Origin of the sequence: Streptomyces sp. NPDC048389 (assembly GCF_040706335.1) — a bacterium.
GTDB lineage: Bacteria > Actinomycetota > Actinomycetes > Streptomycetales > Streptomycetaceae > Streptomyces.
On the sequence record NZ_JBEZKP010000018.1, the window covers coordinates 20,991 to 34,452 of the forward strand.

Consider the following 13,462-nt stretch of genomic DNA (forward strand, 5'->3'; position numbering starts at 1 on the left):
CGCTGACGCCGACGATGCCGAGAGGAACAGAAGGAACGAGAGGAACAGAAGGAAGAGGAGCAACAGGAGGGTCCCGTCATTCCTGCTCCGTCTCCCCTCCCCTTCCAAGGGCAAGCGGTGCTCGGGGGACGAGAAGCCTTCGGAAAGGGTCCGTCCGGCCCTGTCCCGGCAGCGGTACCCGAAGGACTCTGGCTGGTAAGGACCTGGCGCCCCGTGGATCAGGGCCCGGCGGCATGAGGTGGGCACGATGACTGACGAGGCCGCGTACGGCACGGTGGACGGCCCCCGCGAAGGGGTGGCCCCCCGGCGCATGACACGACTCGACCGCACCGAGGCGCTGCGGCTCCTGGGCACCGTCTCGCTCGGACGCGTCGTCTTCACCCACGACGCCCTGCCGGCCGTCCGGCCCGTCAATCACCTCATGGACGGACGGGACATCATCGTGCGGTTGCACGACGGTGCGGCGCTCACCTCGATCGTGGCCCCGACGGACACCGCAGGTGTCGTGGTGGCTTACGAGGCGGACGTCATCGACCCCGACACGCATCTCGGCTGGAGCGTCGTCGTCACCGGCTACGCCCACCGGGTCACCGACGACCGCGATCTCGCCCGCTATGCCGCAACGCTCCGCCCATGGGTGCAGCGCGCCGCGATGAACGCCGCGCTTCGTATCCGACCGGACCTCGTCACGGGCTTGCGGCTCACGGCGGAGCCGGCAGCCGGCGCGGAGGTGGCGGAAGACTTCGGCGACGGATCCTGATCACCGTGCCGGGGCAAGAGGGGCCCGCCAGACGAGTCGGCTGCCCCCTTCCGGCGGGTTCTCGATGTCGAACGTGCCGCCCAGGCTCCGGGCCCGCTCCGCAAGATGGTTCAGTCCGCTGCGCCTTCCGCCGGCCGGGATGCCCCTGCCGTTGTCCGTGACGGTCAGCACGGCCTCGTCCGCTGTCGCCCGCAGAGACACCTCCACCCGCGTCGCGTGCGCGTGGCGGGCCGCGTTGCTCAGCGCCTCGACGAGGACTGCCATGACGTGGTCGGCGATGTGCGGCGGGACATCGGTGTCCAGCAAGCCCTCCATGCTCAGACGGGGCGGGAAGCCGAGCGTCGCTCCGGCCTCGCCGACGGCGCGCGCCGCACGGGCTCTGAGGCTCTGACCCGGGTCCTCCTCCCGTGCCCGCAGCCCGAAGATCGTGGATCGGATGATCTTGATGGTTTCGTCGAGGTCGCCCACGGCACGTGAGACGCGTTCCGCGGCGCCTGCGTGCTCGATGAGCCGTGCGGCGCTCTGCAGGGTCATGCCGGTCGCGAAGAGACGCTGGATGGCCAAGTCGTGCAGGTCTCGTGCGATGCGGTCGCGGTCCTCCAGGAGCGCGAGGTGTTCGGCGTCCTTGCGACGCTCGGCCAGCTCCAGGGCGAGCGTCGCCTGACCGGCGAACGCCCGGAGCGGTTCGAGTTCCTCCTCGGTGAATGCCGGTTCTCCCGTGGGACGCGCCAGCAGCAGGACACCGCGCGTGCCCTCGGTCTCGGTGCCCGTCGGGACCGCGACCGCCGGCCCCAGGCCCTCGAAACGCCGCGGCCCCGCCGTGTAGCGATGGTCATCGGCCAGTCCCGGCGTGGTCACCAGGCTGCCCGTCCGGTGGGCGGCGCCGGACAGGGTGCCTTCGACCGGTACCACCAGGCCACGGCGCGTGTCGTCGTCGGCCCCGAGGGCGAGCTCCACCACCAGGTCGTCGGTGCCGGGGACGGGCACGGACACATCCGCCACCTGTGCGCGGGTGATCTCCTGTGCACGCCGGGCGATCAGCTCCAGGACGTCCAGCCGCGCACTGCCGGAGAGCAGGCTGTTGGTGATCTCGGCGTTGACCTGGAGCCAGCGCTGCTGGCGCCGCGACGCCTCGTACAACCGGGCGTTGTCGATGGCGACACCGGCGGCCACGGACAGGGTGGAGATGACCCCCTCGTCCTCTGCGTCGAACTCCTGACCATCGCGTTTGTCGGTGAGATAGAGGTTGCCGAAGACCTCGTCCCGCACCCGGATGGGAACTCCGAGGAACGTACGCATCGGCGGGTGATGCGCGGGGAAGCCGTACGACGCCTCATGCGTGCCGATGTCGGTGAGGCGCAGCGGCTCAGGGTGGCGGATGAGCTCACCCAGGATGCCGTGCCCCTCCGGCAGGTGCCCGATCTCGGCGATCTCGTCCTCCGCCAGGCCGACCGTGAGGAACTGCGACAGCGTCCGACCGTCAGGGCCGATCACGCCCAGGGCTCCGTACTGGGCGTCGACCAGGAGCGCGGCGGCCTCCACGATGCGTCTCAGCACCTGCGAGAGGTCCAGCTCGCGACCCACCGAGACCACCGCTTCGAGCAGGCTGTGCACGCGGTCCCGGGTGCCCCGAGCCGCGTTGATGCGCGCCTGCAGCTCCTCGAGCAACTCGTCGAGCCGCATCTGGGGCATCCGCGACAACGGCTTCTCCAAGCCCACGGGACCTCCTTGGCCGTCACCCGGTCTGCGCGGCCAGCGTATCGGCCCCGGACAGTGGTCCGTCGGCCTGACATCGCACAGGGGCGCGATCCTGCCCGGCGTCGTCCCCCGCATGCCGTCCTCATGTCGTCCCTCGTGGCGAGCGGTACCGCGCCCTCCGCTCGCCCAGGCAGGCGTCGGCGACGCCGTCGCCGACCTGTCCGGGCACGGCACGCTCCACAGCCCCTCGCGCATCCTGCCGGGGCGCCGGGCGCGCCCGTGGAGGACACCGCCGAGACGACCTGGCGGCCTGGTTCACCCGCTCCAGGCCCAGTCGGCGATCTCCGGCATGTCGGTGCCGTGTTCGCGGATCCAGGCATGGTGGCGTGTGCGGGCGTCCGCCATGGCCTGCCGTACGCCCACCGCGCGCACGCCGAGTCCCGGGGTTCGGTCGATGACGTCCATCACGAGGCGGTAGCGATCAAGGTCGTTTCGTACGACCATGTCGAAGGGTGTGGTGGTGGTGCCCATCTCCTTGTAGCCACGTACGTGCAGGTGGGCGTGGCCGGTACGGCGGTAGGCGAGCCGGTGGATCAGCCACGGATAACCGTGGTAGGCGAAGATCACCGGCTTGTCGGTCGTGAACAGAGCGTCGTGCTCCGAGTCGGTCATGCCGTGGAGATGCTCCTCGTGCGGCATGAGGCGGGCCAGGTCGACGACGTTGACGACGCGTACGGCGAGGTCGGGAAGGTGGCGGCGGAGCAGATCGGCCGCCGCGAGTACCTCCTGTGTCGGGACGTCGCCCGCGCAGGCCAGCACCACGTCGGGCTCCTGGCCGGGCCTCTCGGTGCCCGCCCATTCCCAGGCACCGGCGCCGCGCGCGCAGTGGAGGCGGGCCTCGTCGAGCGAAAGCCAGTCGAAGCAGGGCTGCTTGCCGGCGACGATCACGTTGACGTGGTCGCGGCTGCGCAGCGCGTGGTCGGCGACGGACAGCAGGGTATTGGCGTCGGGCGGCAGGTAGACCCGTACGACTTCGGTGCTCTTGTTCAGGACGTGGTCGACGAAGCCGGGGTCCTGGTGGGAGAAGCCGTTGTGATCCTGGCGCCAGACGTGACTGGTCAGCAGGTAGTTGAGGGAGGCCACGGGGGCGCGCCAGGGCAACGACCGGGACGTCTTGAGCCACTTGATGTGCTGGTTCACCATCGAGTCGACGATGTGGACGAATGCCTCGTAGCAGGAGAACAGCCCGTGCCGGCCGGTGAGAAGGTAGCCCTCCAGCCAGCCCTGGCAGGTGTGTTCGGAGAGAATTTCCATCACACGGCCGTGCCGGTCCAGATGCTCGTCGGTCGTGAGCGTCCGGGCCTGCCATGCCTTGCCGCTGGCGTCGTAGACCGCCTGGAGTCGGTTCGACGCCGTCTCGTCCGGTCCGACGAGCCGGAAGTCGCGACGGTCGGCGGTGGCCGCCATGACGCTTTCGAGCAGATCGCCGAGAACCCGGGTCGGCTCGTGCAGGGTCACGCCGGGCTTGTCGACGGGTACGGCGAACCGTTCGAGCGGTGCGACGGGAAGCTCCCGCAGGAGCAGGCCGCCATTGGCGTGCGGAGTCGCGCCGAGCCTGCGGCGGCCTTCAGGTACGCAGGCCAGGACCTCGGACCGGGGTCGGCCGTGCTCGTCGAAAAGCTCCTCGGGCCGGTACGAACGCAGCCATTCCTCCAACTGGGCGAGGTGGGCCGGGTTGTCACGCACCCCGGCGAGGGGGACCTGGTGCGCGCGCCAGGTGCCTTCGACCGGCAGGCCGTCGACCTCGGCCGGTCCGGTCCATCCCTTGGGCGTCCGCAGCACGATCAGGGGCCAGCGCGGGCGTACGGTCGTTCCGCCGGTCCGCGCCTCACGCTGGATCCGGGCAATGCCGTCGAGGGCGGTGTCCATCGCGGCCGCCATGGAGCGGTGCACCGCGGCGGGGTCGTCGCCGGTGACGTGCAGCGGTTCGTGCCCGTATCCGCGCAGCAGCTCGTCGAGCTCGGCTTCCGGGAGCCGGGCGAGCACCGCAGGGTTGGCGATCTTGTAGCCGTTGAGGTGCAGCACCGGCAGTACGGCCCCGTCGTGGACGGGGTCGAGGAACTTGTTGGAGTGCCACGAGGCGGCGAGCGGCCCGGTCTCGGCTTCACCGTCACCGATGACGCAGGTGACCAGCAGTTCCGGGTTGTCCAGCGCGGCGCCGTAGGCGTGTGCCAGGGCGTAGCCCAGTTCACCGCCCTCGTGGATGGACCCGGGGGTCTCGGGCGCGACGTGGCTGGGGACCCCTCCGGGGAAGGAGAACTGCCGGAACAGCCGCTCCATACCGGCTTCGTCCCGGCTCACGTCCGGGTAGGTCTCGCTGTAACTGCCCTCCAGCCAGGAGTTCGCCAGCACGGCGGGACCGCCGTGCCCCGGCCCCCAGACGCAGAGCGCGGAGAGGCCCCTCCGCCGGACGACCCGGTTCAGGTGGGTGTGGACGAGGTTCAGCCCGGGGGACGTGCCCCAGTGCCCCAGGAGCCTCGGCTTGATGTGAGCCGGTTCCAACGGCCGCTTGAGGAGCGGATTGGTCATCAGATAGATCTGCCCGACCGACAGGTAGTTGGCGGCCCTCCAGTGGGCGTCCAGCGCGGTGAGCTCCTCGTCGGACAGCTCGGGGCGGTCCTGACGCCTGGCCTTGCGCATGTGTTCCTCCGTCGGTGAGTCGGGGTCTCTCCGATGTGTCGCCCATGGGCCGGGGGCGACCTGTTCCGGCCACGGCGCAGCGGCCGGCCCTCCTTGTGACGGAGGACGTGCCACGCCCCGCTGCGGAGTACGGACTCGCTCCCATGGACGTGATCCGCACGGGTCGCCGTCGTGCACGGGCCGAGGGGCCCACAGCCCCACTCCCATGCGTCCGCTCCTGAGCCCGGGCGTCCTTCCGGACCCGTCGCCGTCATGGTTGCCGAGAAGCACTCTCCGCGCACGGTGACACAGCCGGACAGCGCCCGAGGAGGGACCGTCCGGCCCTCCTCCGGGCCCTTGAGTCCCTGCCGGTCCACAGGCCGATCCCTGCCGGTCCCTGCCGGTCCACAGGCCGATCCCGCAGACCCGGCACGAAACGCAGCCGCGATGCGTCAGCGCCGCACCCGCGGCATCCCCAGTCCGATCCAGGAGATGATCTCGCGCTGGATCTCGTTGTTGCCGCCACCGAAGGTGAAGATCACGGCGGAGCGGTAGCCGCGTTCGAGTTCGCCGCCGAGGACGGCCCCGGCCGAGCCCTCCTTCAGCGGGCCCGCCGCGCCGACGATCTCCATCAGCCAGGCGTAGGCGTCCCGCCGCGCCTCTGAGCCGTAGACCTTGACCGCGGAGGCGTCCTGCGGGGTGAGGGTGCCGTCCTGGACGGCGTTCACCATCTGCCAGTTGAGCAGTTTCATGGCGTCAAGCCTGCTGTGGGTGCGGGCGAGCCGGCCGCGGACCCAGCCGAGGTCGATCACCCGGCGGCCGTCGGCGAGTTCGGTCCGCGCGGCCCAGTGCTGGACGTCGCGCAGGGCGCGTATCGCCATGGTGCCGTGGGCGGCGAGGGTGACCCGCTCGTGGTTGAGCTGGTTGGTGATCAGCCGCCAGCCCTTGTTCTCCTCGCCGACCCGGCGGGTTGCGGGGACACGGACGTTCTCGTAGTAGCCGGCGGTGGTGTCGTGCGAGGCGAGCGTGTTGATGAGGGTGCACGAGTAACCGGGGTCGGACGTCGGTACGAGGAGCATGGTGATGCCCTTGTGGGGCGGGGCGTCCGGGTCGGTGCGGACCGCGAGCCAGACCCAGTCGGCGGTGTCGCCGTTGGTCGTCCAGATCTTCTGCCCGTCGACGACGTACGTGTCACCGTCCCGCACGGCCCTGGTGCGAAGGGCGGCGAGGTCGGTGCCGGCACCCGGTTCGCTGTAGCCGATGGCGAAGTCGATCTCGCCGGAGAGGATCTTCGGCAGGAAGTACGCCTTCTGCTCGTCGGTGCCGAACTGCATGATCGTGGGGCCGACCGTGTTGAGCGCCATCAGTGGCAGGGGCACGCCCGCCTGGGCTGCTTCGTCGAAGAAGATGAACTGCTCCATCGGGCTGAGCCCGCGGCCGCCGTACTGCTCGGGCCAGCCGACCCCGAGCCAGCCGTCCGAGCCGAGCCGGCGGATCGTCTCTCGGTAGAAGCGTTTACGGGCGGCCGGCTCGGCGAAGCGCGCGTAGGCGTTGTCGGGGACGAGCTTCGCGAAGTAGGTGCGCAGTTCGGTGCGCAACTGCTCCTGCTGCGGCGTGTATCGAAGGTGCACGGCCCCTCCAGGCGTCTCGCGGTCCGTTCCCTTGCGCGGCGGCGCACACAGTAGAACGTGTTGCAGTAATCCGGAAGAGCCGTGCGGGTTCGCTACCGCGCGGCGTACACGGCCTCGACGAGGGCCATCTTGCGCGGGTCGTCGGCGATGTGCGGGCCCATGCGGTTCATCACGTACCCGAGGGCGATGCCGCTCTCGGGGTCGGCGAGCCCGCACGAGCCGCCGAAGCCGTCGTGGCCGACCGCCCTGGGGTTGGGCCCGTACGAGCCGTTGGCACCGCTGAGCCACAGACCGAGGCCGACCTCCGTGTCGTGGGCGAACCCGGCCCCGAGGACCAGGTCGCGGCAGGCGCCCTGCCCTTCGCGTACGCGCTCCGCCGCCCGCTCCGTCAGCACCCGGTGCCCGCCGAGCCGGCCCCGACCTGCGAGGACCCCGTACAGCGAGGCGACCGCGCGGGCGGTGCCGTGGCCGTTCGCCGCGGGAATCTGGGCAGCGCGCCACGCGGCCGAGTTGGCGGCGTCCGCGCCGGTGACCGGGTTGACCAGCGCAGCGAGCGCGACGGGCGCCAACTGCGCGAAGGCAGCGGCCTGTTCACTGCTACGCGGGGGCGACGGGTGCACCAGTTCGGCCACTCGCGCGGCCTCGCTCTCCGGCAGGCCGATCGTGAAGTCGATCCCGAGCGGTCCGGTGATCTCCTGTCGCAGGAACTCACCCGGCAGCTGCCCGCTCACCCGGCGCACGACCTCGCCGACGAGGTGGCCGTAGGTGATCGCGTGATATCCGGAGCGGGTACCGGGGTCCCACCACGGCTCGGTGGCGGCCAGCCGCGCGCAGGTCAGCTCCCAGTCGTAGAGCTCGTCGAGGGAGTGGGGCTCGCGCAGTCCCGCCAGCCCGGCCCGGTGGGAGAGCAGATGGCGCACCAGGACGGCCTTCTTGCCCTCCGCGGCGAACTCGGGCCAGTAGTCGGCGACCGGCGCGTCCAGGTCGAGCAGTCCGCGGTCGGCGAGCACATGGGCGCAGAGCGCGGTCGGACCCTTCGTCGTGGACCAGACGTTCACCGTCGTGTCGCTCCGCCACGGCCGGGTCCGGGCCGAGTCCGCCCAGCCGCCCCACAGGTCCACGACCTTCTCGCCGTCCACGAGCACGGTCACGGCGGCGCCGAGTTCTCCCCGCTCGCGGAAGTTCTCCCCGAAAGCGGCGCGCACTGCCGAGAAGCGCTCGTCGCAGTGGCCTTCGATCTCGATGGCTCGCTCGGTCATAGGGGCCTCCGTCGCCTCGTCCTGCGCGGAACATACCGACTGGTCGGACTGAGAGGGAAGGGGGCGTGCTGTCCTCGCTCACCGGTGAGCGAGGATGGAACCGCAAGATCCTCACCACGGAAGTCCGCAGGATCCTCACCCCGGAAGGACGAAGCGATGGCCCTCGACGGCTCCCCGGGCGTCTCCGTACCGCCGAATGACGACGCCGTACTGCTGAGCACCGACGGCCGCGCCGGATACATCACGCTCAACCGCCCCCGCGCCATCAACGCGCTCACCCACCCGATGGTGCGCGCCGTCGACGCGGCGCTCGACGCCTGGGAGCGCGACGACGCCATCGACGTCGTGGTCGTCGCCGGGGCCGGCGGGCGGGGGCTGTGCGCCGGAGGCGACATCCGCGCCATCCACGACGACGCGCGCGCCGGAGGGCGGGCGTCGGTGGCCTTCTGGCGCGACGAGTACCGGCTCAACGCCCGCATCGCCCGCTGCCCGAAGCCGTACGTCGCCCTCATGGACGGCATCGTGATGGGCGGCGGCGTCGGCGTGTCCGCCCACGGCGGCGTGCGGATCGTCACCGAACGCTCCCGGGTCGCCATGCCGGAGACCGGAATCGGCTTCGTGCCGGACGTCGGCGGCACGCATCTGCTGGCGCGGGCACCGGGCGAACTGGGGACCCACCTGGCGCTCACCGGCGAGGCGGTGGGTGCGGGCGACGCGCTGCTGCTCGGCCTCGCCGACCACTTCGTGCCCTCGGAGCGGCTCGCCGGTCTCTCGGCGGCACTCGCCTCCGTGGCCCCGGCCGAAGCCGTGCGGCGCCACGAGGCACCCGCGCCCGGCGGAGCGGAGCTGGCCGCCCACCGCCAGTGGATCGACCACTGCTACGCCGCCGGCTCCGCGGAGGAGATCGTCGAACGCCTGTCGTCCTGCGGCGAGCCCGCGGCCAAGGAGGCGGCGGAGACGATCCTGACCAGGTCCCCCACGTCCGTGAAGGTGACGCTCGCCGCGATCCGCAGGGCACGGACGCTGGACTCTTTGGAGTCGGTCCTCGAGCAGGAGTTCCGCGTCTCCTGCGCCGCGCTGGCCTCGCCGGACCTGGTCGAAGGCATCCGTGCGCAGGTCGTCGACAAGGACCGCAGGCCGCGGTGGTCACCGGCGCGGCTGGACGCGGTCACCGACTCGGCCGTCGAGGCCCACTTCGCTCCGCTTCCCAGGGGCGAAGCGGGGCTCGGACTGACCGGGTGACACCAGGCGCGGGTGGGCCGACGTGCGTCACCACGGCCGGATGAGCCGACGTGTGACACCGCGCGGGTGACGCGTGCACGGCCCGCAAGGATGACGGATGCACGGCCCACACGGGTGACGGGTGCCACGTCCCGCAAGGATGACGGGTGCGCCGCCCGCACAGACGACGGGTGCACGGCCCGCAAGGATGACCGGATGCGCCGCCCGCACAGACGACGGGTGCACGGCCCGCGCAGACGACGGGTGCGCCGCCCGCGCGAGCGCAGGTCAACGCTGCGGACGCAGCAGCAGCACAGCCATGTCGTCGCCACGGCTCGGTGCCGTCGTACGGTCGCCGATCAGGCTGTCCACCAGCGTCTCCAGCGGCTGGCCGACTCCCCGTTCGAGCCGCCCCGCCAACTCGGCGAGCCCGTCGTCGAGGTCGACGCCCGGTGTCTCGATCAGCCCGTCCGTGTAGAGGACCAGAACGGATCCGGCCGGCAGCGGCACCGCGGTCGTGGGGTAGGTCGCCGAGCGATCGATGCCCAGCAGCGGACCGCCGGCGAGGTCGAGGACGTGGACCCGGCCGTCCGGGTCCCGCAGCAGCGGCTGCGGATGACCGGCACGGGCCAGCAGTACCCGGCCGTGCGCCAGGTCCAGGTGCAGATACACGCAGCTCGCGAGCAGATCCACGTCCAGGTCGACGAGCAGCCGGTTCGTGCTCGCCATGACCCGGCCGGGCGGCTGTCCGACGGCGGTGTACGCGCGCACCGCGGTGCGCACCTGCCCCATCAGACCGGCGGCGGCGACGTTGTGGCCCTGTACGTCACCGATCACCGCGGCGGCCTCCGGGTGCACCGACCCGGGCAAGAGGTCGCCTTCCCCGCTCCCCCGCATCAGGTCGTAGAAGTCGCCGCCGATGTCCATGCCCTGGGTACCGGGCACATAGCGGGCGGCCACCTCCAGTCCCCGCAGCGCCGGCAGCGAGTGCGGCAGCAGCGCGGACTGCAGACCGTGCGCGAGGCGGTGCTTGGTGTCGTAGAGACGGGCCCGCTCCAGGGCCTGCGCGATCAGACCGCCCAGGCTGGTGAGCACGGCACGCTCGTCGGAGGTGAAGGCGTGCGGCTGCGCGTACGCGAGGACACAGGTCCCCACAGGACGCCCGGAGGCGATCAGCGGCAGATACGCCCAAGCGGCCATGGACTCCGGCGTGGCCTCCCGGGCGGGATACAGGTGCTCGAGTTCCTCGCGCGTCTCGAAGAACGACGGCACACCGGTCGCCAGCGCGTGGGCGCCCGGCGTGGCGGCGGTCAGCAGCATGCCGTCGAAGCGGTCGACGACGCCGGGATCGTCGTAGCCGCGCTGACCCAGCACGCGCAGCCGTCCCCCGTCCGGTGCCAGCATCACCAGGGCGGAGCTCCCGACGGCCGGCATGATCTCGTCGGCGACGAGTTCGACCACGTCCCGGACGCCGACGGCCTCCGTCAGCGCGCTCGCCAGATTCAGCAGGTGGGAGATGGTCACCAGACGCGTCGGACGGTGCCCGGCCCTGTCACCGGACGGTCGCTGCCCCGCCGCGGCTCCCGCCGGGGTGACCTGGACGCTGATCCCGCTCCTGCTCGGATGGAAACGGAACACGAGCCAGTCCTGTGGCGGACGCAGCGCCTCGAACGACGTGCCGTGCTGACTGAACAGGGCCGCGCGGTAGTAGTCCTCGTAGACCGGGTCGTTCAGCCAGGGCAGCGTGGCCCACAGAGGTCTGCCGTGCAGCTCCTCCGCCGTGCTTCCGACGAGCTCCGCCATGGCGGCGTTGGCGAACGTGACGCGGCCGTTGACGTCGAGTGCGCACATGCCGTCGGGGATGCGGGCCACCATCTGCACGGCCTCGACGGCGCTGCTGGTGCCCGCCATCGGCGCCGTGCCCAGGAAGTCGACCTCCGGTACGACCCTGCGGCCCCTCTCCGCCGCCCGCTGAAGACGTAGCGCGAGACGGTCGCATGCGGTCGTGAGAAGAGTGCGCTCGGACGGCGACAGATCGGCCGGATGCGATCCGGGCCAGGTGACGAAGACGGCGCCGTACACGGTGTCGGCGGTGGCGACGGGCAGTGCGGCGAGCGCGAACGGGTACGGCAGGACGACGGCGATACGGGGGTACCTCCTGGCCATGTCCTCCTCGCCCGGCACCCATACGAGCCGCCGCCCGCGGGCCGCGTCGGCGACGGGGACGGGGGAGGTGAGGGCGACCCGTTCCCAGGGGGCGGCGAAGGCACGGGGCAGTCCCGCCATGACCGCCATCTCGAGGACCGGTTCGGCCTCCGAGAGCAGATAGACCGCACCGGAGTGGGCCCGGACGTCGTCCATCATCCCGGCGAGAGCGAGCGAGAGGAGGGGGTGGGAGCCCGGGCTGCCGGCGTGGGCGCCGGTTGGCGGCGCCGGCCGGGAGGCGGGGCGATCGGACACGGGACCACCTCCTCAGGGAACCCCTGACCCACAGGCTGCCCGCTGGGCCGGTATCCCGCACGGCGAGCCCGGTGGCGGGCGGGGAACCGCCCCCTGCCCCTAACCCGAACCGGGGCTCCACCCGGGCCCCGGGGTCCCGCGGCCCCGGCGCCTACGGGCCCGTCGCCCCGCCCTCCGCGCGGAACGCGGCTGCGCGGCACGCGGTCAGCCACGGCGGAGCACGGCCCCGTACACCTCACGGCCCGGTCCGCGTACACCTCACGGCCCGGCCGCTCCGGAACGGGCGCAGGCCGGGCCGTCAGGTGCACGCGGACCGGGCGGTCGGATTCGTTGCCCGCCGGGAGGACGCGACGACGGGCGGCAGGGGCCTGCTCAGGTTCGGCGACGGCGCCGGACCACCATGTAGGCGACCCCCGCGGTCGCGCCGACAGCCAGAGTGAGTCCGATGCCGATTTCCAGGTTGCTCGATTCGGATGCCGTGCCGCCCACTCCGCCCTTGGCTCCGCGGGTGGGCATCACGGTCGGGCTCGCGGGCGCGCGGCTCGGGCTTGCCGTCGGGCTCGCGGGCGCGCGGCTCGGGATCACGGTCGGGCGCGCGGGCGCGCGGGTGGCGGAGATGATGCCCCGCCTCGGCAGGACCTCGCACGCGATGCCGTCGTCCGGTCCCGGATCTTCATCCAGCCGGTGCGGGTCACTGCGGTCCTGTTCGAACACTGCCTGAGCGTCTTCCTGGAAGCGGAAGTCGCGGCAGTCGAGATCCCGTTGAGCATGGGCCACGCCGGAGAGCGGGGCGGTGACGGCGAAAGCCAGAGCTATGCAGGCCACAGCAGTACGGCGTTTCACTTGGACCTCCTCATGATCCCCGAGACGGTCGGTTCGACCATAGGAGGACAGCCTCCGGCGGGCGCCGGAAGGTAGGCCGAACGAGTGTCATGCCGCCCCAGCGGCCGTATCGGGAGGCGCTGTTCTGCGGTGACCTGTCCACCCGCATGGGCGGGCGCCGGTTGCCGAACTCCCTTCAGCATGCCGGGAGCCGTCCGGCCCGGTGCTCGACGCGTGCGCACGACGGCTCCGAAGGCGCTCCTGCGGGGCATCCGAGGGCGGTTGCCGGACCGGTGCGGGCGACCCGGTGGCCGACTCGCAGCGGCGATGCGCGATGCTCCGGCCGGACGGGCGGGGCGGGCGTTGCCGGGTGATCCTGGAAGGCAGTCCTGACGATCCTGGGAGGACCGATGGCAGCGAAGCAGCCGAAGCGGACCGTCTACCACATCACTCCGGCAGCCGGCAGCAGCGAGGAGGGGTGGCAGATCCAGCACACCGAGGGCACCCGGAAGGTCGCGGAGCCTCACTCGACGCAGAAGAAGGCCATTGACTCGGCCCGCCGACAGGCCAAGGAGCACAAGCCGGCCCAGGTCGTCGTCCATGGCCGGGACGGGCGCATTCGCACCGAGTTCACCTACGGCGACGACCCTCGCGACATCCCGGGCTAGGACTTGGTGCACGGGGGAAGACCCTCCTGAGCGGGGACCCGCGACGCCGGGCAAGCACGTGGCGCCGGGCAAACACGGGACGCCGGTGTCCGCGCGGATGCGGAACCACGGCGGAACGGTCCGCCGTGAGCTGCCGAGCGGGTCGCCGTGTGCTCCCGCGCGGCGGGAGGGCGCGGGTCTCGGCGTCCTCCGGGTGGGGCCGCGCCGGCGGGAACACCGGGCCGGGCTTCCGGCGGGGCCGCGCCGGCCCCGGACGCCGACGCC

General features: G+C 71.9%; 9 protein-coding genes. 3 read left to right on the top strand and 6 right to left on the bottom strand.

What is annotated here, in order from left to right; all coding sequences use genetic code 11:
• Positions 1-247: 247 nt before the first annotated feature.
• Positions 248-760: a pyridoxamine 5'-phosphate oxidase family protein gene (locus tag AB0903_RS15390; protein WP_366702880.1), complete on the top strand. Its 513-nt coding sequence runs from the start codon at positions 248-250 to the stop codon at positions 758-760.
• Here AB0903_RS15390 and AB0903_RS15395 read toward each other — a convergent pair whose 3' ends face one another.
• The 4 genes from AB0903_RS15395 to AB0903_RS15410 all read right to left on the bottom strand — a co-directional run bounded on the left by AB0903_RS15395 (position 761) and on the right by AB0903_RS15410 (position 8,027).
• A complete protein-coding gene (locus AB0903_RS15395) occupies positions 761-2,443 on the bottom strand; it encodes a GAF domain-containing sensor histidine kinase (RefSeq protein ID WP_366703029.1) in 1,683 nt (560 codons plus the stop codon).
• A gap of 330 nt (positions 2,444-2,773) precedes the next feature.
• A complete protein-coding gene (locus AB0903_RS15400; RefSeq protein ID WP_366702882.1) occupies positions 2,774-5,158 on the bottom strand; it encodes a phosphoketolase family protein in 2,385 nt (794 codons plus the stop codon).
• Positions 5,159-5,589: 431 nt separating this feature from the next.
• On the bottom strand, positions 5,590-6,768 hold the full coding sequence (locus AB0903_RS15405; RefSeq protein WP_366702884.1) for an acyl-CoA dehydrogenase family protein: 1,179 nt from the start codon (positions 6,766-6,768) through the stop codon (positions 5,590-5,592).
• Positions 6,769-6,860: 92 nt separating this feature from the next.
• A complete protein-coding gene (locus AB0903_RS15410; protein WP_366702886.1) occupies positions 6,861-8,027 on the bottom strand; it encodes a serine hydrolase domain-containing protein in 1,167 nt (388 codons plus the stop codon).
• Between the two features lie 156 nt (positions 8,028-8,183).
• Here AB0903_RS15410 and AB0903_RS15415 point away from each other — a divergent pair, with 156 nt between their 5' ends.
• A complete protein-coding gene (locus tag AB0903_RS15415; RefSeq protein WP_366702888.1) occupies positions 8,184-9,269 on the top strand; it encodes an enoyl-CoA hydratase/isomerase family protein in 1,086 nt (361 codons plus the stop codon).
• A gap of 267 nt (positions 9,270-9,536) precedes the next feature.
• Here AB0903_RS15415 and AB0903_RS15420 read toward each other — a convergent pair whose 3' ends face one another.
• Positions 9,537-11,612: a SpoIIE family protein phosphatase gene (locus tag AB0903_RS15420; protein WP_366703031.1), complete on the bottom strand. Its 2,076-nt coding sequence runs from the start codon at positions 11,610-11,612 to the stop codon at positions 9,537-9,539.
• Positions 11,613-12,080: 468 nt separating this feature from the next.
• Positions 12,081-12,551, bottom strand: coding sequence for an excalibur calcium-binding protein (locus tag AB0903_RS15425; protein WP_366702890.1), 471 nt, complete (start codon positions 12,549-12,551; stop codon positions 12,081-12,083).
• A gap of 389 nt (positions 12,552-12,940) precedes the next feature.
• Between AB0903_RS15425 and AB0903_RS15430 the strand changes: the two genes are divergently transcribed.
• Positions 12,941-13,198 carry a DUF2188 domain-containing protein gene (locus AB0903_RS15430; protein ID WP_366702892.1) on the top strand — a complete coding sequence of 86 codons (258 nt, stop codon included), beginning with the start codon at positions 12,941-12,943 and terminating at the stop codon, positions 13,196-13,198.
• Positions 13,199-13,462: the final 264 nt, after the last annotated feature.

What these genes read in the sequence shown, in the direction of transcription:
- AB0903_RS15415 (WP_366702888.1), top strand. Translation starts at nt 8,184, where the DNA reads ATGGCCCTCGACGGCTCCCCGGGCGTCTCCGTACCGCCGAATGACGAC.
- AB0903_RS15410 (WP_366702886.1), bottom strand. Translation starts at nt 8,027, where the DNA reads ATGACCGAGCGAGCCATCGAGATCGAAGGCCACTGCGACGAGCGCTTC.
- AB0903_RS15390 (WP_366702880.1), top strand. Translation starts at nt 248, where the DNA reads ATGACTGACGAGGCCGCGTACGGCACGGTGGACGGCCCCCGCGAAGGG.
- AB0903_RS15430 (WP_366702892.1), top strand. Translation starts at nt 12,941, where the DNA reads ATGGCAGCGAAGCAGCCGAAGCGGACCGTCTACCACATCACTCCGGCA.
- AB0903_RS15395 (WP_366703029.1), bottom strand. Translation starts at nt 2,443, where the DNA reads ATGCGGCTCGACGAGTTGCTCGAGGAGCTGCAGGCGCGCATCAACGCG.
- AB0903_RS15400 (WP_366702882.1), bottom strand. Translation starts at nt 5,158, where the DNA reads ATGCGCAAGGCCAGGCGTCAGGACCGCCCCGAGCTGTCCGACGAGGAG.
- AB0903_RS15420 (WP_366703031.1), bottom strand. Translation starts at nt 11,612, where the DNA reads ATGATGGACGACGTCCGGGCCCACTCCGGTGCGGTCTATCTGCTCTCG.